Annotated in this window: 22 protein-coding genes; 11 read left to right on the forward strand and 11 right to left on the reverse strand. The window is 57.8% G+C overall.

Annotated features, from left to right (window positions below; genetic code table 11):
- Nucleotides 1-28: 28 nt before the first annotated feature.
- The 5 genes from purB (at nt 29) to GPM19_RS14545 (ending at nt 5,809) form a co-directional block, all read left to right on the forward strand.
- On the forward strand, nt 29-1,414 hold the full coding sequence (purB, locus tag GPM19_RS14525; protein WP_160419737.1) for an adenylosuccinate lyase: 1,386 nt from the start codon (nt 29-31) through the stop codon (nt 1,412-1,414).
- Between the two features lie 61 nt (nt 1,415-1,475).
- Nucleotides 1,476-2,657: a cupin domain-containing protein gene (locus tag GPM19_RS14530; protein ID WP_160419773.1), complete on the forward strand. Its 1,182-nt coding sequence runs from the start codon at nt 1,476-1,478 to the stop codon at nt 2,655-2,657.
- Nucleotides 2,654-3,085, forward strand: a complete 432-nt coding sequence (locus GPM19_RS14535; protein ID WP_160419738.1) for a GNAT family N-acetyltransferase — start codon at nt 2,654-2,656, stop codon at nt 3,083-3,085. The genes GPM19_RS14530 and GPM19_RS14535 overlap by 4 nt, the downstream gene beginning before the upstream one ends.
- 350 nt (nt 3,086-3,435) lie before the next feature.
- Nucleotides 3,436-5,031, forward strand: coding sequence for an isocitrate lyase (locus GPM19_RS14540; RefSeq protein ID WP_160419739.1), 1,596 nt, complete (start codon nt 3,436-3,438; stop codon nt 5,029-5,031).
- Between the two features lie 310 nt (nt 5,032-5,341).
- Complete coding sequence (locus tag GPM19_RS14545; protein WP_160419740.1) at nt 5,342-5,809, forward strand: outer membrane lipoprotein; 468 nt, start codon at nt 5,342-5,344, stop codon at nt 5,807-5,809.
- Nucleotides 5,810-5,967: 158 nt separating this feature from the next.
- Here the strand turns inward: GPM19_RS14545 and GPM19_RS14550 are convergent, their stop codons facing one another.
- On the reverse strand, nt 5,968-6,249 hold the full coding sequence (locus tag GPM19_RS14550; protein ID WP_160419741.1) for a hypothetical protein: 282 nt from the start codon (nt 6,247-6,249) through the stop codon (nt 5,968-5,970).
- Nucleotides 6,250-6,432: 183 nt separating this feature from the next.
- On the opposite strand from GPM19_RS14550, the gene GPM19_RS14555 reads away from it, so the two are divergent.
- A complete protein-coding gene (locus GPM19_RS14555) occupies nt 6,433-6,915 on the forward strand; it encodes an FKBP-type peptidyl-prolyl cis-trans isomerase (RefSeq protein ID WP_160419742.1) in 483 nt (160 codons plus the stop codon).
- 88 nt (nt 6,916-7,003) lie between these two features.
- Here the strand turns inward: GPM19_RS14555 and GPM19_RS14560 are convergent, their stop codons facing one another.
- The 4 genes from GPM19_RS14560 to GPM19_RS14575 all read right to left on the reverse strand — a co-directional run bounded on the left by GPM19_RS14560 (nt 7,004) and on the right by GPM19_RS14575 (nt 11,859).
- The gene (locus tag GPM19_RS14560; RefSeq protein ID WP_160419743.1) at nt 7,004-8,200 is read right to left on the reverse strand and encodes an MFS transporter; all 1,197 of its coding nucleotides are present in this window, start codon (nt 8,198-8,200) and stop codon (nt 7,004-7,006) included.
- A gap of 33 nt (nt 8,201-8,233) precedes the next feature.
- Nucleotides 8,234-8,872, reverse strand: coding sequence for a C40 family peptidase (locus GPM19_RS14565; protein WP_160419744.1), 639 nt, complete (start codon nt 8,870-8,872; stop codon nt 8,234-8,236).
- 116 nt (nt 8,873-8,988) lie between these two features.
- Nucleotides 8,989-11,445 carry a DUF1266 domain-containing protein gene (locus GPM19_RS14570; RefSeq protein ID WP_160419745.1) on the reverse strand — a complete coding sequence of 819 codons (2,457 nt, stop codon included), beginning with the start codon at nt 11,443-11,445 and terminating at the stop codon, nt 8,989-8,991.
- A gap of 171 nt (nt 11,446-11,616) precedes the next feature.
- Nucleotides 11,617-11,859, reverse strand: coding sequence for a GlsB/YeaQ/YmgE family stress response membrane protein (locus GPM19_RS14575; protein ID WP_160419746.1), 243 nt, complete (start codon nt 11,857-11,859; stop codon nt 11,617-11,619).
- Between the two features lie 141 nt (nt 11,860-12,000).
- Here GPM19_RS14575 and GPM19_RS14580 point away from each other — a divergent pair, with 141 nt between their 5' ends.
- The 5 genes from GPM19_RS14580 to GPM19_RS14600 all read left to right on the forward strand — a co-directional run bounded on the left by GPM19_RS14580 (nt 12,001) and on the right by GPM19_RS14600 (nt 17,797).
- Nucleotides 12,001-12,882: a D-hexose-6-phosphate mutarotase gene (locus tag GPM19_RS14580; protein ID WP_160419747.1), complete on the forward strand. Its 882-nt coding sequence runs from the start codon at nt 12,001-12,003 to the stop codon at nt 12,880-12,882.
- A gap of 127 nt (nt 12,883-13,009) precedes the next feature.
- The gene (locus tag GPM19_RS14585; RefSeq protein WP_160419748.1) at nt 13,010-13,207 is read left to right on the forward strand and encodes a hypothetical protein; all 198 of its coding nucleotides are present in this window, start codon (nt 13,010-13,012) and stop codon (nt 13,205-13,207) included.
- Nucleotides 13,197-14,597, forward strand: coding sequence for a YcjX family GTP-binding protein (locus GPM19_RS14590; protein ID WP_160419749.1), 1,401 nt, complete (start codon nt 13,197-13,199; stop codon nt 14,595-14,597). The genes GPM19_RS14585 and GPM19_RS14590 overlap by 11 nt, the downstream gene beginning before the upstream one ends.
- Nucleotides 14,594-15,670 (forward strand): YcjF family protein, encoded by a 1,077-nt coding sequence (locus GPM19_RS14595; RefSeq protein WP_160419750.1) that lies wholly within the window; start codon nt 14,594-14,596, stop codon nt 15,668-15,670. Before GPM19_RS14590 ends, GPM19_RS14595 begins: the two co-directional genes overlap by 4 nt.
- Nucleotides 15,671-15,856: 186 nt before the next feature.
- Nucleotides 15,857-17,797: an exoribonuclease II gene (locus GPM19_RS14600; protein WP_160419751.1), complete on the forward strand. Its 1,941-nt coding sequence runs from the start codon at nt 15,857-15,859 to the stop codon at nt 17,795-17,797.
- Nucleotides 17,798-17,895: 98 nt separating this feature from the next.
- Here the strand turns inward: GPM19_RS14600 and rfbC are convergent, their stop codons facing one another.
- From rfbC to sucC, 6 genes are all read right to left on the reverse strand, one after another.
- On the reverse strand, nt 17,896-18,444 hold the full coding sequence (rfbC, locus tag GPM19_RS14605) for a dTDP-4-dehydrorhamnose 3,5-epimerase (protein WP_160419752.1): 549 nt from the start codon (nt 18,442-18,444) through the stop codon (nt 17,896-17,898).
- Nucleotides 18,445-18,447: 3 nt separating this feature from the next.
- Nucleotides 18,448-19,794: an NAD(P)H-dependent oxidoreductase gene (locus GPM19_RS14610; protein ID WP_160419753.1), complete on the reverse strand. Its 1,347-nt coding sequence runs from the start codon at nt 19,792-19,794 to the stop codon at nt 18,448-18,450.
- Nucleotides 19,795-19,801: 7 nt separating this feature from the next.
- Nucleotides 19,802-20,578, reverse strand: coding sequence for a glucose-1-phosphate cytidylyltransferase (gene rfbF / locus GPM19_RS14615; RefSeq protein WP_160419754.1), 777 nt, complete (start codon nt 20,576-20,578; stop codon nt 19,802-19,804).
- Entirely contained in the window at nt 20,575-21,693 is a 1,119-nt protein-coding gene (locus GPM19_RS14620) for an NAD-dependent epimerase/dehydratase family protein (RefSeq protein ID WP_160419755.1), read from the reverse strand. Before GPM19_RS14620 ends, rfbF begins: the two co-directional genes overlap by 4 nt.
- 369 nt (nt 21,694-22,062) lie before the next feature.
- Nucleotides 22,063-22,935: a succinate--CoA ligase subunit alpha gene (gene sucD, locus GPM19_RS14625; protein WP_160419756.1), complete on the reverse strand. Its 873-nt coding sequence runs from the start codon at nt 22,933-22,935 to the stop codon at nt 22,063-22,065.
- The gene (sucC, locus tag GPM19_RS14630; protein WP_160419757.1) at nt 22,935-24,101 is read right to left on the reverse strand and encodes an ADP-forming succinate--CoA ligase subunit beta; all 1,167 of its coding nucleotides are present in this window, start codon (nt 24,099-24,101) and stop codon (nt 22,935-22,937) included. The genes sucD and sucC overlap by 1 nt, the downstream gene beginning before the upstream one ends.

Below are 24,101 nucleotides of genomic sequence, written 5' to 3' on the forward strand. Positions count from 1 at the left end.
TGATCACGATCGACCTGGAACCCATGCCATGCAACTTTCCGCTCTTACCGCCCTGTCCCCCGTCGATGGCCGCTACGGCGCCAAAGCCGCTTCTCTGCGTGAACATTTCAGCGAATTCGGGCTGATTCGTGCCCGTGTGATCGTCGAGGTGCGCTGGTTACAGCGCTTGGCCGAACACCCACAAATCCTCGAAGTGCCCCCGTTTTCCGCCCAGGCCACGGCATTTCTGGAAGCGCTGCTGCGGGACTTTTCGGTGGAAGACGCCGAACGCATCAAGGATATCGAGCGCACCACCAACCACGACGTCAAGGCGGTGGAGTATTTTCTCAAGGAACGCATCGAACCCCAGGCCGAACTCAATGCGGTCACCGAATTCATTCACTTCGCCTGCACCAGCGAAGACATCAATAATCTTTCCTATGGGGTAATGCTCAGCGACGGCCTCAAGGCCTTGTTGCCCGGCATGCACCAGGTGGCGGATGCGATCGGCGCACTGGCCGATGTCCATGCCGCCGAACCGATGCTTTCGCGCACCCATGGCCAAACCGCCACGCCCACCACGCTGGGCAAGGAAATGGCCAACGTCACCTATCGCCTGAAGCGTCAACTCAAGCAGATTGAAGCCGTGGAAATCCTGGGCAAGATCAACGGCGCGGTGGGCAACTACAACGCCCACTTGACCACCTATCCGGAGGTCGATTGGGAAGCCAACGCCCAAACCTTCGTCGAGGGCCTGGGGCTTGCCTTCAACCCCTATACCACTCAGATCGAACCGCATGACTATGTGGCGGAACTGTTCGATGCGATGTGTCGCTTCAATACCATTCTGATCGATTTCGACCGCGATGTGTGGGGCTATATTTCGCTGGGTTATTTCAAGCAGAAGACCGTGGAAGGCGAAATCGGCTCATCGACCATGCCGCACAAGGTCAACCCCATCGATTTCGAGAACTCCGAAGGCAATCTGGGGCTGGCCAATGCGATACTCGGCCATCTGGCACAGAAACTGCCCATTTCACGCTGGCAGCGCGACCTGACCGACTCCACCGTGCTGCGCAACCTGGGCGTCGGCCTGGCGTATGGCCTGATTGCCTATCAAGCCAGCCTCAAGGGCATCAGCAAGCTGGAAGCCAACCCGGAACGCCTGGCAGGCGACCTGGACAACAGCTGGGAAGTGCTCGCCGAACCCATCCAGACCGTCATGCGCCGCTACGGCATTGAAAAGCCTTATGAAAAACTCAAGGAACTGACTCGCGGCAAGCGTATCGATCAAGCGGGTTTCGCCGCTTTCATCGACACTCTGGCGCTGCCTTCGGCGGTCAAGTCCGAACTCAAGGCGCTGACGCCTGCCAGCTATATCGGTAACGCCGAAGAGCAGGCGCGGGCATTGTCGAGCCGAATCGCGTCTCTGTAGTTTTCTGTCAAAGCGTCGTTTCGACCGAATGACTTTCATCGCCATTACCGAGGGCAGCGCCATGCGCCACCGCGAGCCACCACCGTCTCTACTGGGCGATCTTACGCCCGCCGATTTTCTGGCCCATTACTGGCAACAGAAGCCGCTGCTGATTCGCGGTGCCTTGCCTGATTTCATCAGCCCTATCGATCCTGATGAACTGGCCGGCCTGGCTTGCGAAGACGGTATCGAAGCCCGCCTGGTTGAAGAAAACGGGCCCGAAGGCCCCTGGCAGATCAGCCATGGCCCCTTGGATGAAGCCACCTTCGCCCGGCTGCCCGAACAGGACTGGACGCTGCTGGTGCAAGCGGTTGACCACTACGTGCCGGAAGTGGCCGCTCTGCTCGAGCATTTCACCTTTCTGCCCCGCTGGCGGGCGGACGACATCATGGTCAGCTACGCCCCACCGGGAGGTAGCGTGGGTCCGCATGTCGACCAATACGATGTCTTTTTGCTCCAAGCAAGCGGCCAGCGTCGTTGGCAACTGGGGGGCAAGATAGGCGATGAGGCACCGATCATTGCCGGTATCGACCTGCGTATTCTCGAGCAGTTCGAGATCGAGGCCGGTGCCGACTGGGTGCTCGAACCCGGTGACATGCTCTACCTGCCACCGGCCTGGGCGCATCACGGCGTCAGCCAGTCCGATGACTGCATGACGATCTCGGTAGGCTTTCGCGCTCCCTCAGCGGATGAGGCCATCACGTCCTTCGCCGATTACCTGGGCGAGCAACTTCCGGCTTCACTGCGCTATTCCGATGCCGGCATGGCACCCCCTGCCGACCCCGGCGAAGTGGATGATGCCTCAGTGGAGCGCATGCGCGCATTGATTCTCGACACATTGGACAATCCGACTCAGCTGGCTCAATGGTTCGGCCGGGTAATGACCCAACCCAAGTATGCGGATCAACTGATACCTGCCGACACCCCCACCGATACCGAATCGCTTGTCGCTGAGCTACAAAACGGTGCTCAACTGATGCGCAGCCTGGGGTCACGCTTCGCCTGGCGCGCCCAGGACGGCAGTGAAGCCGCCTTGTTCGTGGATGGTGACGGTATTGCCTGCGCCTTGCCGCTGGCTAAAGCCTTGGCGTCGGACATACCGCTGGATGCAACACTACTCAAGCTTCCCGGCGCACCGGAACTCCTGGCGAACCTGGTCGATCGTGGAAGCCTTTTCTGGCCGATGGAGGAACTGGAGGAATGAGCCTTACCCTGACTCTTCAAGAGGGCGACTGGGCGAGCCTCAGTGAAGCCGCCGGGGCAATTCGCCGATGCGTCTTCATCGTTGAGCAACAGGTCCCCCAGGAAGAGGAATGGGACGGGCTCGACCCGCACTGCCGGCACTTTTTGGCATATCGCGGCATGCAGGCGCTGGGGGCCGCACGCCTGCTTCCCGACGGTCACATCGGCCGTGTCGCGGTACTCACGGAAGCGCGTGGCCAGGGGGTGGGGCGAGCATTGATGGAGGCCGCCATTGCCTGCGCTCAGCGCCACGGTCACCGCCGGGTGGTGCTCAGCGCCCAAACCCATGCACTGGCTTTCTACGAGTCCCTCGGCTTCGTCAGCCAAGGCGAAGAATTCCTTGATGCCGGCATTCCCCACTTGGAAATGGTGCGCCCCCTCACCGGTTGATCATCCCACCTCCTTGTTTTCCGCCAGCGAAAAATGACTACAGCAAGTGCGTCGCCAGACCACTTCTGTAGTCAAGCTACAACCATGCCTGCCCCCAACTGCCAATTGTGCCAATTGCCTGCTTCCAGGATAGTGATCACCAACACAGCGTCCTGATCACTGCCAAGGATTCCTTGGTACCCAGACTTTTATACTAGAGACCTTTTTGCTAGAGACAATCCACACCAAGTGGTCGAATCTAGACGCGACTTCGCAGGTGCAGCATAAGACAACGCTCATTTGCCGCAAGAGACATTTGCTATAAAAGACAACGGCAAACGGCTAACACTGAAAACGAAAGGATGGTTCTCATGTCAACACTGCTCGAAGACATCAAGGCAATATCACAATTGCGCGAAGCCCAGGGTGGCAAGTGGGCTAACATCAATCCTGAGCATGCGGCTCGCATGCGTGCTCAAAATCGTTTTCATACCGGCCTGGACATCGCCAAGTACACCGCCAAGATCATGCGTGACGACATGGCGGCCTACGACGCCGACACCTCCAAGTACACCCAGTCGCTGGGTTGCTGGCATGGTTTCATCGGCCAGCAGAAGATGATTTCCATCAAGAAACACTTCAACACCACCAAGCGCAGCTATCTCTACCTCTCCGGGTGGATGGTCGCAGCACTGCGCAGCGAGTTCGGCCCGCTTCCCGATCAGTCCATGCATGAAAAGACCTCGGTCGCCTCACTGATCGAAGAGCTTTACACCTTCTTGCGTCAAGCCGATTCCTGGGAACTCAATCACCTCTTCCGTGACCTGGAAGAAGCCCAGAAAGCCGGTGACGAGGCCAAGCAAGAAGAACTGATCAGCAAGATCGACAACCATGAAACGCATGTTGTCCCGATCATTGCCGACATCGACGCCGGTTTCGGTAACGCCGAAGCGACTTACCTGCTGGCCAAGAAAATGATCGAAGCCGGTGCCTGCTGTATCCAGCTGGAAAACCAGGTATCCGACGAGAAGCAGTGCGGCCACCAGGCTGGCAAGGTTACCGTCCCGCACGAAGACTTCATCGCCAAGATCAACGCCGTGCGTTATGCCTTCCTCGAACTGGGTGTGGATGACGGCATCATCGTGGCACGCACCGATTCACTGGGTGCTGGTCTGACACAGAAAATCGCCGTAACCAACGAGCCGGGTGATCTGGGTGACCAATACAACAGCTACCTCGACGGCGATGTCATCGAAAAAGCGGAAGACATCAATAACGGCGACGTGGTGATCAAGCAAGGTGGCAAGCTGGTCAAGCCCAAGCGCCTGGCCTCCGGCCTCTACCAATTCAAGGAAGGGACCGGTGAAGACCGCGTGGTGCTCGACTGCATTACCAGCCTGCAAAACGGCGCCGACCTGCTGTGGATCGAGACCGAGAAGCCTCACGTCGGTCAAATCGCTGCCATGGTCAACCGCATTCGCGAAGTGTGCCCAGACGCCAAGCTGGTCTACAACAACTCGCCGTCGTTCAACTGGACACTCAACTTCCGTCAGCAAGTGTTCGATGCATGGGAGCAGAAAGGCAAGGACGTTTCCGCCTACGAGCGAGCCGACCTGATGAACGAAAAGTACGATGATACCGAGCTTGGCAAGGTGGCCGACGACTGGACCGCCAACTTCCAGCGCGACGGCGCACGTGATGCAGGCATCTTCCATCACCTGATCACCCTGCCCACCTACCACACGGCGGCCCTGTCCACCGACAACCTGGCCAAGGGCTACTTCGGCGACGAAGGCATGCTGGCCTACGTTGCCGGCGTGCAGCGCAAGGAAATTCGCCAGGGCATCGCGACCGTCAAGCACCAGGATATGGCCGGCTCCAACATCGGCGATGACCATAAGGAATTCTTCGCCGGTGAAGCGGCGCTCAAGGCAGGTGGCAAAGACAACACCATGAACCAGTTCTAAGCATAGGTTTCAAGAACTGCTTCAAGCACCATCCGAAGGGAGGCCTCAGGCCTCCTTTTTTGCGTGTTATTTGCACCTTGCCCGCTTTTATTTTTTGCTACACTCGCGCTGAATTTACATGATTCGACATGAATGCCGCTTCTCTCGGGAGCTTTTGCATTATCCGCTGGTCTTAATGGCTTAAGTCGCGTATGTTGTTAAAGAACAGCGTTCTATAACTAAGCCCTACTCGAACCCGCTTTGAGTGCACGCCTAAAAATATTCGATAATCGTAAATACACGTCGTGATGTAACTGTCCTGGAGGTTTTGATGAAACGTATTCTCCCTATTGCCGCAATGAGCCTTCTGACACTAGCAGGTTGTGCCAATACAGCCCCTTATTCCGGTGATGTCTACCGTGGCGATCAGGCAAAAACCAGTCAAAGTGTCAGCTACGGTACCGTCGTGGCGGTACGCCCGGTACAAATCCAGGCCGACAGCCGTGTTGGCGGTCTCTTGGGTTCAGGTGGCGGTGCCATCATCGGTGGTTTGCTGGGCAATCAGGTGGGTGGCGGTAGTGGCCGCCAGTTGGCAACTGTCGCCGGCGCCTTGGGTGGCGCTGTCGCGGGTACTGCCGCGGAAGATGCAACTAACCGGGTCAATGCCCTGGAAATGGAAATCCGTCGCGATGACGGTACTGATGTCGTCGTGGTACAACGTGCCGACCATCAATTTCAGCCCGGCCAGCGGGTCCGCTTGATCGGTAGCGGCAGAAACGTCAGCGTAGCCCCCTACTGATCCGACAACGCCTCACGTCTGATAAGGACTAAAATCGAACGAAAAAATGCCCGGGAAAAATCCCGGGCATTTTTGTTCCCATTTCTACGCCTGTCTTCACTTCTCTTTCTATCAGATCTGTTGCTATCAGAGTGCCTCGCCGAGGCGAGGCACTGACATCAATGCGTGAACTTGCCGGAAAGCCAGGTCGCAAGCTTGACCGCAATAATCCCGATAATGGCAAGAAGCAACACCACCAGCAGTATATCCACTGGGCGCACAAGGGTAGTGGCGCCGAGAATGGCCAATACTACAGACCACATCAAGCGATTTTCTCCATGGCTTTTAAGCACACCTGGAAGCACTTTATCGAGACCTTGGCTGATGCCTTTATCCCAACGGGCGTAGGTAAAATAGAGAATCAAGGCAAACGCAATTACCCAAATCAATAAGATGGTCATGTGAAAGTCTCCGCAAGCAGTTCACTGGACGAGGGGAAAAGATGTGGCATAGGGTATCCCTGCCCGAGCAACGGCGCAACATCGCCGAAAGGCGAGTAAGCCCGGAAATTCTCGTTTCCCCCTGACACAGCCTCTTTCACGCGTTACCATATTGGGACATGCACTCAGCGAAAGGCTATTCCCATGCAAATCGCACAAAACGCAGTCGTCGCGTTTCACTATACCCTCACCAACGATGAAGGTGAGGTATTGGACAGTTCAGAAGGCCGCGAGCCGCTGACTTATCTCCACGGTGCGGGCAACATTATTCCGGGTCTGGAAAAAGAACTGGAAGGACATGAAACTGGTGAGAAGCTCACCGTCAAGGTAACACCGGAAGAAGGCTACGGTGAAGTCCAGACGCAACTGATGCAGGAAGTGCCGCGCGATGCCTTCCAGGGTGTGGAAAGCGTTGAGCCGGGCATGCAGTTTCAGGCGCAGACTCAGGGCGGCCCACTGATGGTCACCGTGACGAAAGTGGAAGGTGATACCGTCCTGGTTGATGGCAACCACCCGCTGGCGGGCCAACATCTCAACTTCGATGTCGAAATTGCCGAAGTGCGTGAAGCTAGCGAAGAAGAAGCCGAGCACGGCCATGTGCACGGCGAAGGCGGTGTCGAGCACTGATATCGCAGCCATTGCGCAATCAGACACAGAAAGGGCGGCTAGGCCGCCCTTTTGTCTTTTCTATAGCCATACCTATTGGTTAATCGTTTTATTGCTTGACCGCCGGCACCCGGCGTTCGAAGCGCCATAGCCCCACGGCGATAACCAACGTCACCGCCAGCAGCAACCAGGAAGCCGTTGCCACGCCTGACCAGCCGGCATGGCGCCAGAATGGTTCCAGCCAGAACCCACCCAAGCTCGCCCCCACGTAATAGAACACCAGATAAAGTGCCGAGGCACTGCCACGTGCGCCTTGGGCATGACGCCCCACCCAGCCGGAAGCCAGCGAATGCGCCAGAAAGAACCCGAACGCATTGATGGTCAATCCCAGAATAATCAAAGGCAGTGGTTGGGCAAGCGTGATCCCGGTTCCTAGCATCAAGATCACCACACCCGCCATCATGCACAATGATGGTGACCAGCGCTTCGCCAAGCGCCCTGAAAGCATCGAGCCCAGCGTTCCTCCCAGATATGTCAGGAAGATCAGCCCCAGCCCGCTGGCCGCCAACGCATAAGGTGCCTCCGCCAAGCGAAAGGTGATGTAGCTGTACTGATTGATGAAAATCAGAAAATTGATCCCGCCCAGCAGATAGGCTGCCAGTAGCACCGGATTGCGTAAATGGCCGCGCAGATCACCCAGCGCCCGATTCAGCTCGAAACGTCGCGGAACGAATGCCTGGCTCATGGGCAGCAGGCGCCAGAACACAACACCACCGACCAGGGTCAACCCACCCACGGTGAGAAACCCGGCCATGGGTCCGCCGATTTCCGCCACACTCCCGCCTATCACGCGTCCACTGATGCCTCCCAATGAATTGGCACCGATATAAAGCCCCACGGCACTGAGCAGCGCCGGCCGTTCGAATTCATCGGCCATCCAGGCAATCGCCACCGCCGGAAGCCCACCCAGCACAAACCCCTGCACCAGGCGCAACATCAGCAGCGCTTCAAAACTCGGCGCAAACGCCAGCGCCAACGAACACAACCCCGCCAGCAGCAGGGTCAGACGCATGATGCCTTCACGGCCGATCGCATCCGAGAGGGGACCGAATACCAGCAGCGAAAAAGCCAACGACAGGGTAGCTACCGACATCACCAAATTGACGCCCAGGGTCGAAACCCCGTAAACCTGACGCAGTTCGGGCAAAAGCGGCTGTGGAGCATAGAGGTTGATGAATACCAGGAAAGACCCCAGGCAAAGGGCCAGGGTGGCGCGCCACCAGGCGCGACTGTGAGCTTCAATCATGCATATGGCCAGCCGGAGGATTCGTCAAAAAGATTATTGGCTTAGAGCGACGCTCAGCTGTGCAATATGGTTTGGCTCGATAGCACGACGCGACTGCCAGTAATAACGCTGCCAGTAACTGTTATCCAGCCGCGAAATGGTAACCCCTTGAGAGGTAGAAGCATGCAGGAAGTGCCCATCACCCACGTAAATACCCACATGGTTGTAGGGGCCGGGAGGACGAAAGAAGACTAGATCGCCCGCCTGAAGCTCCTGGCGATCGATCTGGTTTCCTTGATGAATCTGTCCTCGGGTAGTGCGGGGTAATTCCAGATTGAAGGTGTCACGATAGATATTGCGTACCAGTGCCGAACAGTCGATACCCCGGTCGGTGGTGCCGCCGATGCGATACGGTGTCCCCGACCAGCGTTGGTGCTGGACCATCAAGGCTTGGCGCACCAAGGTAACGGGGGGATATTGCAAACCACGCTCCTGAGCAATAGGGCTGTTCACCGGCGACATCCATGCGCCCTCTTGCGTCGCCATACCCGGCAGCGTCAATGCAAAATAGTCTTCGGGGGGTTCGATATCGCCTTGGGAGGGGGAACCGGCACAACCAGCCAGCAAGACCACCAAAAGACAGGTGCTGACTGCACGGACTGCTGTCACAGCAGGGTGTGGCGTAGCATCCATGCGAATGATCTCCCGAAAACCGATTAAAAATGACAAGTTGAGTAAAACGCTGACGTCACGACTATAGCCGGATTAATCGCCGTTGGCGAGACTCAGCCACGCCGATTGACTGCGGCTCAATGCAAGGTGCGAAAATCTCCCGGCAACGTATCGATGTGCAGCGGGGCAAAATGGCGTGGCTTGGCACCGGGAAAATCCAGGCTCGTCCAGGCCCCGGCCAAGGGGGGCGCACCGCTGAGCCATGCGATGAGTGCTTGGCGAAAACCCGCCAGAAAACTTTCACGCTCCGGCGTTTCCCCCATGAAAAAAGAAAACCCGGCATACATGCCCCGCGCATAATCTTCCCAACCGGCATAGTGATTCGCCGCCAAGGCATGGGCTTTTTCCAGCTGAGCGACGAACTCGGTTGCCGACAGCCAACCCAGCTGGCGCCCGGCGATGGTTAGATCCACCAATTGCGCAACGTCCCAGGCGGCCATATCCACATCGTTGCACTGATCTTCGTTATCTCTGACCCGGCAGAGCCTCAGCAGATGATGGCGTTCCTCGTCGAGACAGTCTCCCGACTCCATGATGGCGATTTCCGCCTCCAGGCGCTCAGGATTAAGCGTATAGGGCGCGTAATTGATCTGGTATTCCTGCCGATCCCCGGACTCCAGCATGAAAGCCAGGAATTCCTTCATTTCCGTGGCGCCGTGGAGGCCATAATGCCCATCTACCCACTCACGAATGGCTTGGCACTCACGCTCGCTTTCGGGCTGAGGCTCGCTCCAGACAGCCGTATTGAGCGGGCCGACCAGCGCCATGGCGGTAAAATGCGACAGACTCGGCCGGGCGCCGGGCTCCTGCCAATCGCCGGGATGCCAGTCCAGCCAATGGAAGATGCTTCCCGGGTCTTGCAGGTGCCATTGAAGCTCTTGAATCAACGACGCCTCATCGAGTTCGGGCAGGCAAATTTCCCAAGCAAGCCAAGCTTCCAGCAATCGCCGAGCATCCGGATAGAAGCGGCATAAGCAGCTGCGTAGCGACGTGGAAAACTGATCCAGTTCAGCAGCCTCGAACAGACCGCTATCCATCGACATGTGCAGGTAAAAGGCGAACTTTTCTGCCATATGAATGGTTGCCGCATGGCGACTCACCCCTTTCAGGGCATTGCGCTGACGCAAGTCGTCGGGCATCGGATCGCCAAATAGCGTATGGGAGGCAGGCAGGGCACCATGGGCGGCATCGGCAGCCAACTGATTCAAATGATGCGCCTGGGCCGGCAACCAATAGCGAGCCAGTGATCTCGCACCTTCTTCGGCATGCAACCCCAGGGTTTCCTGAAGGTATTCAGCTGCATCAGCACGGCGCGCCTCAGGCACCGGGCCGCGGGGATTGGCCTGGCGCAACATCAAATCCGGCTCACGCACTCCTGCCAAGGCCAATAACCAATGGTCAGGGTCGCGTCGCCAGGCGCGCATGGCCTCTCGCGAGGCCTCTCGGGTGGTTGTATCCAGCAGCTCGATCAGGGGAAGGTGCCAAGGGCTAAGCGGGTTCTTGAGCAAGATATCATGACGTAATGCTGCCTTGTGGCGCAGATCCTTGCCTTCGAACAGGCTTTGCCCACGCTGAAAGGCGTTCAGCACTGCATGCCAGTCATGGTAGCGCCGCCCTAGCAAGTCGACGGCGTGGGCGGCAAAGGCATCGGCTTCTTGCTGCGTAAGCCAACCACAGCAGGCTCCCGCCCAGGCCAACTCGACCAGGCGAAGCCAGTCCCAGGCAGCCCACTCCAGCGGCTCACCCTGAGTGACGAATCCATACAGAATCGGCGAATGAGGCTCCTGTGAGGGCATACTTTCCCGCCACGCGCTAAGTTGGGACTCATCCAGCGCCACCAACATATCAGCCTCGATATCCCAACGCTGACGGTCGCCTTGAGCTCCCAGCCATAACAAAGCCGTTACTAACTCATCACGGCTTTGTAACTGCCATACCTGCTTTAACCATTCGCAAGCCTCGGGCCAGTCCCTGTCACCTGCGGGGTACACAACTACCGGACGCAACAACGCACATGCACGCCAGCTCTGCTGATCAGGCGTATCAGGCCACAGCGTCGGTGCATTGCCGGCATGCGCCAGCCACTCGATAAGTCGCTCCCAGGTAATGCCCTCCCCTTCACGTTCCAAGGTTTCCAGGGCTTCACAGGTTTGCATGAAGCCATCGTCACCTTCGAGCCAGCCGCGTGCATTTCGTGCGCGGCGCAAGGCCTTGAGCCAGTGCTCAAGGTCGCTATATTCACGCGTAATGCGCAGCACGAGCTGCCAGACCCATGCCTTGGCTCGCGGTTCGCTCAACCAGCCGGCCGCCCCTGCCAGGGCGGTCAATTCCAGCGCAGAGAGCAGTGTCTCGGCATTTGCCTGAGGCGACAAGGAATCCAGAAGGTAGCCAGCCAGAGTTCCCCGGTTGGCTACCTTTAGTTCGACCAGACGTTGCTCGGCGGCCTCAGCGTCCACCACCGTAGGGGGAAGAGTCAATGCCCAGTCGCATAACACCAGCTGCTGGGCCCACCAGGCATTCAGGGGGTCAACCAAGGATCACCTCGAAAAAATACAACCAAGCCGGATGAATACCGGCAGAACGGTATAGTGTAACGGAAAGCAGGCAATAGACTGGTATTCTGCCAACTCTTTAACGCTTATCGCAAATAGCCCGGCGCAAGGCCGGGCGAAATATGAAAATGTTTCGGGTTTAAAGAGCTGGGGTCAGGCTTGCCTGACCTTGCTGATCACCCAAAGCAACACCACCGCCCCCACGATTGCAGTGACCAGCGAGCCGATAAATCCACCGGCTTGTAGCCCCAGCAAGCTGAACAGGAAACCGCCGATCACACCTCCCACGACCCCGACACCGATATTGCCCAGAATACCGAAACCTCCGCCGCGCATGATGTTTCCGGCAATCCAGCCAGCCAACCCACCAATGATCAACCATGCTATCAATCCCATTGCATTCTCCTTGTGTTTTACCTCTTGGTTCAGCTTGCCATACCATAGTGCATAATAACTTTTAGTGTCTAACCATACCTTAGCAGAACGACAGCGTGCGCGAGACATTCGCTCCGCTCGCCCTCACTCAAAGGAGCTTTCATGATTCCCGCCTCGCTCAAGAACTTGCTGAACGCCACCCAAGGGCAACGCTCCACGCACTGGGAAGGCCGCGAGGTAGTGCTCTTTAATACCACCTGGGGCGAACTGGCAATCTCCCTGCAAGGTGCCCAGGTATTACATTTCCTGCCTCGCGGCTCGGGTGGAGAAGACAACGGCTGGTTATGGCTGACCCCGACCCCCAAGGCCTGCCCCGGCAGCATAAGAGGTGGAATTCCGCTGTGTTGGCCCTGGTTCGGTGACGAACGCTATGCCGATGAAACCCCCGATCGCAGCGGTCCCTTTCATGGCCTGGCCCGCAGCGCTCTCTGGCGACTGGAAGCGGTCGACGAGCACGAAGAAGGCATCGAAGCTCACCTTTCCCCCACGCTACGCCTACATTCTCAGCTCACAGCGCGAGTGGTCATCCAGGCCAATGCCCAGCGCCTGCATGTTGAGTTGATCAGCGAGAATATCGGGCATGAACCGCTCAAGGTGAGTGGCGCCCTGCATAGCTATCTGTCGGTGAGCGACGTCCACCAATGCCGCCTGGAAGGCCTCGCCGGTGCGCGTTATCTGGACAAGCTCAAGGATTTCTCGGAAAGCGAGCAACAAGGAACGCTGGCCATTCGTGGCGCTATCGACCGCATTTACCACAGCAACCAAGCCTTGCTGTTGAACGATGGTCAACGCAGCCTGCGAATCGGCAAGCAGTCCAGCGACTCCACGGTGGTCTGGCACCCGGCGGACAATCGGCCCGCCGATATTCCCGCAGACGCTGGCCGTCATTTCTTGTGCGTAGAGGCCGCCAATACACGTCTCGATCCTGTCTGGCTGGTGCCTGATGCCCAGCATCTATTGGGTACAACGTTAAGTCTAGGCTAACGTGAATGTGGCTGAGGCCTGAACCGGCCCAGTCGGTATGATATTGTGCTGATCCAATGGCTACCCTGCTCCAGTGATGCCCTTCTCCAAGGGCATCTTCTGCGCCAATGTCCTCTAAGGAAGTGTTATGTTTCCACAATACTGGCTTGAAGCAGCCACGCCGGCATTCAACCTGGTAGGTCTGGTGGTATGTATCGGCGGTCTGACGCTAGCGCAACGCATGACGCGCCGCTGGCCGGGCTACGTCATTGCATTGATCGGCTTCTTGATCGCCGCCACACCGATGCTCTATCAATACATCAGCGCCATGCGTTATGGCCAGTGAGCGCGGAAAAATCAGCCGTGAGCTGACCGATCTTCTCGCTCGCGGCCGAGACCGGCAGCTGCGCCTGGCGGTAACCGGGCTTTCCCGGGCGGGAAAGACGGCGTTTCTCACCTCGCTGGTCAACCAGCTGCGCCATGCCGGGCTTGAAGCGCGCCTGGACATGCTGCCCGCTGCCCGGGAAGGCCGCCTACTGGGTGCCCAGCGCCTCAATCAGCAAGACCTCGGTGTCCCCCGCTTTCCCTATGACCAGGCCATGGCGGCGCTTAATGCCTCTCCTCCCCGCTGGCCCGAACCCACCCGGGGCATCAGCGAGTTGCGCTTGCAACTGCGCTATCGTCCGGCGCGCAGTGGCTGGCTGACACCGCAGACCACCAGCCTGACGCTCGATCTGTTCGACTACCCCGGCGAATGGCTACTTGATTTACCGCTTCTCCAACACGATTTTTTCAGCTGGAGCCAGGCCCAGACTCGAGCCCACGGCCCACAGCGACAAGCCCTGTTCACCGATTGGCAAGAAGGGGTCGCCGCTCTCGACCCCGCCGCTGAGGCCGACGAAGCGCAACTAGCCGAACTGGCCGAACGCTATGCCCAAGGGCTGCGCCGCGCCAAGAAAGCCGGATTTTCGGATTTGCAGCCCGGACGTTTCCTGTTGCCCGGCGAGCTTGAAGGGGCGCCTGCGCTCCAGTTCTTTCCGTTGCCGGGGCTGATCGATACCCAGCGTGCCGAGCTTGACGCCCTACCCGCCGAAAGCCTTTACGCGACCCTGGCCCAGCGCTTTCGCTATTATCAGCAGCATGTGGTCCGCCCTTTTTACCGGGACCATTTCCGACGCTTCGATCGTCAGATCGTGCTGGTCGATGTGCTTGGCGCCTTGAACGCCGGGCCAGAACGGTTCGATGATTTATCGCGTGCCCTGAACCATTTGATGCAGAGTTTCGATTACGGCAAGCGCAGCCTGCTGACGCGGCTATTTGCGCCGAAGATTGACCGCCTGGCCATCGCCGCCACCAAAGCCGATCATGTTACCCCTGACCAGCATCCCAATCTCATTCATCTGCTCGAAGCCTTGCTGGCGGAACCGTTGCAGGATCTACGCTTTGCCGATGTGCCGGTCAAGGCATTCTCGCTGGCGGCCATTCGCGCTACCCAAGCCCGGGAAGTCACTCAACAGGGCCAACAATCGGCGGCATTACGCGGCACCACCCTCGAGGGCGAAGAGGTATTGGTCTACCCCGGCGACGTTCCCGCGACATTGCCCGATGCCGCGTTCTGGGACCAGCAAGGTTTCAATTTCCCGGCGTTTCGCCCCATGCCGCGAACCACCGATGTCTTGGCGCACATTCGTATGGATAGCGCCATCGACTGGCTGATCGGAGACAAGATCACATGAACCAGCCTTCACCCGACCACCCTAGGCCGCGCAGGCACTTCGCGCTGGATGATGACCCGGCGAAAGCCCCACCGACCGACACGACATCCGGGTTACGCGGCCACCAGCAGTTCGGTCAGGAGGTGGCTCACCGCCAGTGGCAAGAAGACCCTGGCGCTGAGGAACAGGCCCTTCCCGCTGCCAGCCTGGGAGCGCCGCGAAAACGTCGCTGGGGGCTTTTGACTGCCTTGGTCGGCGGACTGGGACTAGGCAGCGCAGAACTTGCCAGCGGCATGCTTGATGCCCTAGGCCGTGCCGACTGGCTGACCCTGGCCTGGCAGGCGTTCGGTATCATCCTGATCGGCTTGGGCGGGCTCTCCCTTGGACGCGAGCTGTTTCGCTTGAAGCGTTTGCGACGCCACGAACGCTTGCGCCGTCAGTTGACCCAACTCCCCGAGACATCCCCCGCTCAAGCGCATGCCATGGCCGAACAACTGCGTCGACAATTCAAGCTATCTAGCGACGACCCGCACTGGCAGGCGTTCAGCCAAGCGTGCCAGCCGCATCATGACGGTGCCGATATCCAGATACTACTGGCTCACCACCTTCTGGCGCCACGCGACCGACAAGCCCAACGTTTGATCTCACGGATGTCCGGGGAAACCGCCGTCATGGTGGCCATCAGCCCTCTGACTCTGGTCGACATGGGATTGGTGGCGTGGCGCAACCTGGCCATGGTGGATCGGCTGTGCCGGCTGTATGGCCTGGAACTGGGCTATGCCAGCCGCTTGCGCCTGTTCAAGAACGTGCTCCACAACATGGCCTTTGCCGGTGCCAGCGAATTGGTAACCGACGCCGGCATGGACATGCTGTCGCTCGATCTCGCCGGACGCCTTTCCTCGCGTGCCGGCCAAGGGCTGGCTTCCGGGCTGCTTAGCGCCCGCCTGGGGCTTCGAGCCCAACGGCTGTGTCGCCCCTTGCCTTTCGACAGTGAGAGCCGACCCAAACTGGCCGATTTACGCCGGGATCTTTGGCATCAACTGAAACGCTTGGAAACCCCGCCTTCCCAAGAGCGTTCCCAAGGGTCGTCATAAGCACATTCGTGCCGATCTTCCCGGGAGCTAAGGAGTTTACTGCACCAAACTGCTCGGTGCCCTGGGTTTATGTGGCTGTAACCAATTGAATTCATGTGCCCGAAACGCCTTTTCGGTTGCAGAGTTTGGCCCCGCGCGAAACCATCCGTATAGTGGCACCCTTATCTCGCCAATTGATCGTGCCCAATGTTGCAGAATAACTCCGTACTCGCTCAGCTCAAGCAGCAGATTCGTAAAACCACGCCACGCGTCGAAGGCGTGATCAAGGCCACGGCCAAGGCCTTCGGTTTCCTTGAAACCGAGGATGGCACGTCTTATTTCGTGCCGCCGCCCGCCATGAAAAAAGTGTTGCATGGCGACCGTGTCGAAGCCGTGATTCATGAAGAAGGCGACAAGACATCCGTCGACCCGGAAACACTGCTCGAGGCCGGGCTCAACCGGTTCGTCGGTCGCGTGCAAAAGCGTGAAGGTCAGCTTGCTGTGGTGCCGGATCACCCTTTGATCAAAAATGTGCTCAAGGCGCGTATCAAACGCGACCTAGATGAAGCCAGCATTGAAGAAGGTGACTGGGTAGTGGCGCGCCTGGTGCGTCATCCGCTCAAGCCGGATGACCGCGCCTTTTTCGCTCAGATCGACGAGTTAGTGGCTAAAAGCAGCAATCCCGCCGTGCCATGGCGTGTCACTCTGGCCCGCCATGCCTTGGAACAGGATTGCCCTCCGGCCGCGGATGAATGGCCGCTGCAGGACGAAGGCCTGACTCGCGAAGACCTGACCGCCGAGCCTTTTTTCACTATCGACAGTGAAAAGACTCGTGACATGGACGATGCACTGCGCATCGAGACCCACGAGAACGGTGGCTGGCGCTTAAGTGTGGCGATCGCCGACCCCACCGCCTACATCGAAGAAGGCCATGCGGCCGACCTTGAAGCCCGCACACGCGCCTTTACCGTCTATCTGCCGGGCCAGAACGTTACCATGCTGCCCGAGCAGCTCGCCGACGACCTTTGTTCGCTATGGGAAGGCAAGGAACGTCCGGTGCTCGCCTGTGCGCTGGAGATCGGTGCAGACGGCAGCCTGGGCGAATATCGTTTCTTCGCTGCCAACGCCAAATCGCATGCCAAGCTGGCCTATGAAAAGGTATCCGACTGGCTGGAAGGAAAAGGCGACTGGGCGCCGTCTGACGAGATTGGCGAGCAGCTCAAGGCACTACGTGACCTTACCGAAGCTCGCAGTGCCTGGCGTGCCAAACACGCGCTGGTGTTCAAGGACACACCGGATTACGTCTTCGACCTGGATGCTGCCGGCAATGTATTGGGCATTCGCACTGAAGACCGGCGTATCGCCAATCGCATGATCGAAGAGTCGATGATTGCCGCTAACGCTTGTTGCGCCGATCTGCTGGCCACTCATGTGGGCCATGGTATCTTCAATGTGCACCGTGCTTTCGAGCCGGAAAAAGCCGAGGCCGCTCAGGAGTTCCTCGCCACGCAGGAGATCGAAGTCGAGCGCGAAATGCTCACCGAACTGCCACGTTACCGTGAACTCAAGCGCGCTCTGGAAAGTCGTGAAGACGCCTGGCTGGATGTCCGTCTACGGCGCTTCCAGGGCTTCACCAGCATGTCGGCCCTGCCTGGCCCGCACTTCGGCCTGGGCCTGCCCGCCTACGCCACCTGGACATCGCCAATTCGTAAATACGGCGACATGGTCAATCACCGCTTGATCAAACGTGTGCTCAAGGGCGAGCAGGCACCGGCGGAAGCCAGCCAGCAGCTCACCGATCAGCTCACTGAACGTCGTCGTTTGAACCGCATGGCCGAGCGCGACGTCAAGGATTGGCTGTATGTGCGTTACCTGACATCGTCGGCGGAAAATCAGGAAACCTTCGATGCCGAGATCATGGCAGTCAATCGTGGCGGTATGCGCGTGCGCCTGGTGGCCAATGGCGCCACGGCTTTCGTCCCGGCGCCTCTGATGCACAGCGACCGCAGCAAGGTGGTGATCGACGATAAGGAAGGACGCATCCAGATCGAAGGCGAAGAACGCTACAAGCTAGGCGATAGTCTGCGCGTGGCTCTCACCGAAGCGCGTGAGGAAACCCGCTCGCTGGTGGCGCGTCCCGCCGATTGATCCCTAAGTAAGCACGCAGCAAGCACCACCCAAAAGGGGCAGCGATCACGCTGCCCCTTTTTTGGTGCGATTTGGTCAATGGCTAGATTCGCTGATGGCTAGAAAAGCGTGTCGCTTCGCTCACTGATCAATGGCCAACCAGCGTCCTTGTCGGACACCACCGTGGGCGGAAGGGGCCATTCGATCGCGAGACGTTCATCGTTATAGCGCAAGCCGCTTTCGGCCTCGGGATGATAGGCCGCCGAGACCAGATAACTGACTTCAACATCGTCGGTCAACGTCTGAAAGGAATGCGCAAAGCCTTGCGGCACATAAAGCTGGTGCCGGTTAGCCTCGGTCAGCTCGAACAGCTGATGGTGCAGGTAGGTTTCCGAGTCTTCACGAATATCCACGATGACATCGACAATCGCTCCCCGGATACAGCGTATCAATTTGGCTTCGGCATGCGGGCGTCGCTGGTAATGCAGCCCCCTTAAGGTACCGCGCTGGGAGGAAAAGGAGGTGTTCTGCTGCACAAAATCACCTAGCAGGCCATGGCGCTCGAACTCCGGACGACACATGGTGCGGGCAAAAAAACCCCGTTCATCCCCATGCGGCTCAAGCTCTATCAGTATGGCATCCTTGAGGTTCGTTTGATGAAAAAGCATGAATTACTCCATGGAAGTGGCGGCGTTACCAGGCAGGGGTGCCAAGGCAAACATGGCTTCCTGCTCGGCATACAGGCGGTCGATCAAGCGCCCTGGCGGTATACGCACATCATCAAGGGTCAGCGCCGCGTCCTTTTCCACATGCCCTATCACTTGACAACCCAGCGCCAACCCGACAGGCAACAGCCGTTCCCGCCGGATTACCTCGATGTTTTCAGCCACTCCATAGACTTCGAAGCCGCCAAGTTCCTCGATTGTCTCGCCCTCATGCAAGGTCTTTTTGGCCATGGCGATCACACCCACCTTGGGACCATCCAGGGGAGACAATACCGGATCACGGAACAATACCGCTCGGGCAACGGATGTGGGCACTTCGAAATGGCACAGATGATAGGGCGTCGTGAAGCAGTAATACGGCCCCTCCCCCATCTTGTAGAGTTCGAGATAATGGCGCTGGCGGGGATTGTCGATGGTGCCCAGCACGAACACACCCGGCCCCGGCCGCGCCCCGACAACGTAGTCAACCAGCCCCGGTCCCGTCGGGTCCAGGTAGGGTTCGAACGCCGATACTGTCTGCTCGATGGGTACCAGGGGACCACCAGGCACCCCGCCGGAAAAATCGGGGCCGAGCATGCCACGCTGTGCCACTTGCATGCCGGTGCCGTTGGCGACGATCGCCTGTTCGAACGAAATTTTGGTGCCATCGGCAAAAGACGCTACCATCGCCGGCTTTTGCCCCCAGCGCTTGGCAAAGCCTTCCTGGGTAGCCGGGTTGCGATAAGGGTCATGCAGACCCTTGATGTTGCCACATAGCACAGGTTTCACCCCCAGGCCGGCGACGAACCGATAGAGGTTCATCTGTACGCCGGGCTGATCGCCATCGGCAAAGCTGTAGACGACCCCCGCCGCATCGGCTTTTACTTTCAGGATGGGACCAATCGTGCCGTCGAGTTCCGCATTCATCTGAATGACGTCTTTACCGCTTTCCAGAGCCGCCAATATGGCATGCGCCGCGAACTCCAACGAACCGGTTACCTCGATGATCGCATCCAACCCCTCAGCACGAGCCAGTGCCACAGCATCCTCGGTGACTGCCGGCCGCCCAGCCGCAAGCGCCGCTTCCAGTTCCTGCTGGGTGTCACAGGCGACCGGCTCGACCTCGGTTTGCTGAAAGACCTTGATCGCTGCATCCAAGTGACGGTTGGCAATGGCGCAAAGCCGCATTCCAGGTGTCGCGGTCATGATCTGCAGGCCGATACCACTGGCTTGAAACCCCGCCCCGACCATCCCCACTCGAATAGGATTGCCTTGTGCCTCTCGTTCGGCAAGCGCTGTATCAACAATAATCATCGGTGGTTCATTCCTTCCAGAGCTTCCAGGGGGCACCTTCCGCCCAGGCGGTCTCAAGCACCATTCTATCTCTCAGGGTATCCATGCTTTGCCAGTAACCGTTGTGATGGAAATATCCCAACTTGCCAAGCTCGATCATCCGGTTCATGGGCTCGTTTTCCCACACGGTCTGGCTATCGTTGATCGTCTCGAACACTTCCGGCTCGCAGACGAAGAAGCCGCCATTGATCAAGCCTCCATCTATTTCTCCCTTTTCGCGAAAGCCTTCTACCTGACTGTTACCTTCCTTCAAGCGCAGCGCACCGTAGCGGCCGGGCTGCGTTACCGCCGTCAGGGTGCACCAATTCTTCGAAGCCAGATGAGAATCGATCAATGCCGTAATGTTCAGGTCACTCACCCCATCACCATAGGTCAAGCAGAAAGGTTCGTCCGCCAGGAAAGGCATGGCCTTCTTGAGACGTCCTCCGGTCATGGCATCGGCACCCGTATCCAACACAGTGACTTTCCAGTCATCATTCACACTCTGAAGCCAGTCGATGCTGCCCGTCTTCAGGTCGATGGTGTAATCGGTTCGATTGCCGCGATAGTTGAGAAAATAGTCGCGAATGTACTCCACCTTATAGCCTCCCAACACGACGAATTCCTTGAAGCCATGATGGGCATACATTTTCATGATATGCCAAAGGATCGGCCGCCCTCCCACTTCCACCATCGGCTTGGGGCGAATCGCCGTTTCTTCACTCAAGCGTGTTCCAAACCCCCCCGCAAAAATTGCGACTTTCATGATCTAACCTCCATTTCAGGCACCGAGGTAACGTGGGGAGAGGCAGGCAGAACACTGGGGGTCAATGCATTACGAATTTGCCAACTCAAGTTTTCGGATAGACGTCCTTCGTTGATATGCGCCTGTAGCGCATGCAGGCGCATATAGCGTGACGTTCGGAACTGGGCATCGGAGAATTTCATGCTCTTGAGCCCATTGACTACCCCCATGATCGAATGCAAAAGCGTCATTTGCGGTTGGTGCCCGGGTGCCAACTTGGCGAACAGGCTGAAATCCACCTGATAGGAACGGCTATCCGCCGGCGCTTGAGTATTGATACTCAGGGTGGTGCCGGGGATTGCCTGAGCAACGGCAGTCGCCAAGTCCCGCACTTGATGATTGCGTTCGTCAGAGCCGGTATTGATATTGAGTATGCGCCCCCCGTTTTCGGGCTTGCGCTGTACCGCCCAGTCGATAGCTCTGGCCATGTCGGAGACATCAATCAAGGGCCGCCAGGGAGATCCATCGCTAAGCACGGTAATATGTTGCTGGCTTAGGGCACAGGCAACGAAATCATTGAGCACCAGATCCAGGCGTAAACGTTCCGACATCCCGCAGGCAGTCGCAAAGCGCAAGCTGGTAATCACCATGTCCCCCTCGATGCCCGCCAAGGCTTCTTCAGCCGCTATTTTCGAGCAGGCATAGGCGGTAACGGGAGCCACGGGATCCGCTTCACAACGCGGAGCACCCAGAGCGACGCCATAGATGCTACAACTAGAGGCAAAGACGAAGCTTTCGACACCCGCCTGGGCCGCTGCCTGAGCCATATCCACCGTAGCCTGCTGATTGACAGCAGCCGTGACGGCAGCGAAACGATCTCCCATGGGATCATTGGAAATCGCAGCCAGTTGAATCACGGCCGTATAGCCTTCAAAAAAATCAGCCGAAATATCCCGAATGTCTCCCAGAAACTGTTGGTCAAGATAACGCTCGGGAAGAAGCTCGGTACCCGTCAAACAATGCGCGAAATAGGCATTGTCATAACCATGAAGAATAGCGGATGGGTGTTGTACGGCTAACTCACGTACCACGACGGAGCCGACGTAACCCATATTTCCCACGATCAAGATTTTCAAAATATCACCTCGGCATTGTCATCAGTTAACCAAGTCTTTCCATGGCCTAGCTTCAAGCTGATTTATTTATTTTTACCGCTATAAAAAAGCTGATTCCCGTTTCCTTTTCTCTCGAATTAGAGATTAAATTTCAGCCATTCCGGATTGCCGACCCAAACAAGCGACGATAAAAAACGCCTAAAAATTACTTTGAGTAACATTATTAACATTAAAATTACAATGTAAAAATAAGCGACACGGTATTTTCTGTCAAGCACAGGGCCGACCCAAACGCCCCGCTTGTAGTACCATTTTTTTCATTCAAAAAAGCAGAAGGGGCACCTTTTCAGGTGCCCCTTCTTGTTCATGCTTGAAGTAAAGACCAGGATTTTACCAGCCAGTCACTTCCTTCAATGCATCACCGATTTCCGCCAGCGAACGCACGGTTTTCACACCGGCATCTTCCAGAGCGCCGAACTTCTCATCGGCAGTCCCCTTGCCACCGGAAATGATAGCGCCGGCGTGACCCATACGCTTACCCGGAGGTGCGGTGACACCGGCGATGTAAGACACCACCGGCTTGGAAACATTGGCCTTGATGTAGGCTGCCGCTTCCTCTTCGGCGGTACCGCCGATTTCACCGATCATGACAATCGCTTCGGTTTTCGGATCCTTCTCGAACATCTCGAGAATATCGATGAAATTGGAGCCCGGAATCGGGTCGCCACCGATGCCCACGCAGGTGGACTGGCCGAAGCCATGGTCGGTAGTCTGCTTGACCGCTTCGTAGGTCAGAGTGCCCGAACGCGACACGATGCCCACACGGCCCGGCTGGTGGATATGCCCCGGCATGATGCCGATTTTGCATTCACCGGGAGTGATCACGCCAGGACAGTTGGGACCGATCAGGCGCACGCCCAGCTCGTCACACTTGACCTTGGCTTCCAGCATGTCGAGTGTGGCGATGCCTTCTGTAATGCACACGATCAGCTTGATGCCAGCATTGGCGGCTTCCAAGATCGAGTCCTTGCAGAACGGAGCCGGCACGTAGATCACGCTGGCCTCGGCACCAGTCTTTGCGACCGCTTCCTTGACGGTGTTGAACACCGGCAGGCCCAGATGCTCCTGGCCGCCTTTGCCCGGCGTGACCCCACCGACCATTTTCGTACCGTAGGCAATCGCTTGCTCGGAGTGGAAAGTGCCCTGGCCACCGGTAAACCCTTGGCAGATGACCTTGGTGTTCTTGTCGATCAAGATGCTCATTACTTGCCCTCCGCCGCTTTCACGACCTGCTGTGCCGCGTCAGTCAGGCTGGTAGCCGCGATGATGTTCAGACCACTGGAGGCCAGTTTTTCGGCACCCAGTTCGGCATTGTTACCTTCCAGACGCACCACGACCGGCACGTTGACACCGACCTGCTCGACGGCACCGATAATGCCTTCGGCGATCATGTCGCAGCGCACGATACCGCCGAAGATATTGACCAGAACGGCCTTGACCGAATCGTCGGAAAGAATCAGCTTGAAGGCTTCCGCGACGCGTTCCTTGGTGGCACCGCCGCCGACGTCAAGGAAGTTGGCCGGCTTGCCGCCGTTCAGGTTGACGATATCCATGGTACCCATGGCCAGACCCGCGCCATTGACCATGCAGCCGATATTGCCTTCCAGCGCGACGTAGTTGAGTTCCCATGCCGCCGCTTCGGCTTCACGCTCGTCTTCCTGAGACGGGTCGCGCATGGCCTGCAGGTCCGGATGGCGATACAGAGCGTTGCTGTCCAGGCCCAGTTTGGCATCCAGGCAATGCAAGTTGCCTTCGTCGGTAACAACCAGAGGGTTGATCTCGAGAAGTGCCAGATCCTTGTCGTGGAATAGCTTGGAAAGGCCCAGGAAGATCTTGGTGAACTGCTTGACCTGGTTACCCTTGAGGCCCAGCGCGAACGCCAGCTCACGGGCCTGATACGGCTGCGCACCGACCAGCGGGTCGATCTCGGCCTTGAGAATCTTTTCAGGCGTTTCTTCGGCGACCTTTTCGATTTCCACACCACCTTCGGTGGACGCCATGAACACCACACGACGTGTGGTGCGATCGACTACCGCACCCAGATACAACTCATCGGCGATATCGGTGCAGGTTTCGACCAGAATCTTGGCGACCGGCTGGCCATGTTCATCGGTCTGGAAGGTGACAAGGTTCTTGCCCAACCATTGCTCGGCAAAAGCCTTGGCTTCTTCCGGGCTTTTGATCAGCTTGACGCCACCCGCCTTACCGCGGCCACCGGCGTGAACCTGGGCTTTGACGACCCATTTATCACCGCCGATTTTCTTGCAAGCCTCGAAGGCTTCTTCGGGGGTGTCCACGGCGAAGCCCTTGGATACCGGCAGACCATAATCGGCAAACAGTTGCTTGCCTTGATATTCGTGAAGGTTCAT

The sequence above is a fragment of the Vreelandella zhuhanensis genome (assembly GCF_009793355.1).
In the GTDB taxonomy this organism is placed as follows: domain Bacteria; phylum Pseudomonadota; class Gammaproteobacteria; order Pseudomonadales; family Halomonadaceae; genus Vreelandella; species Vreelandella zhuhanensis.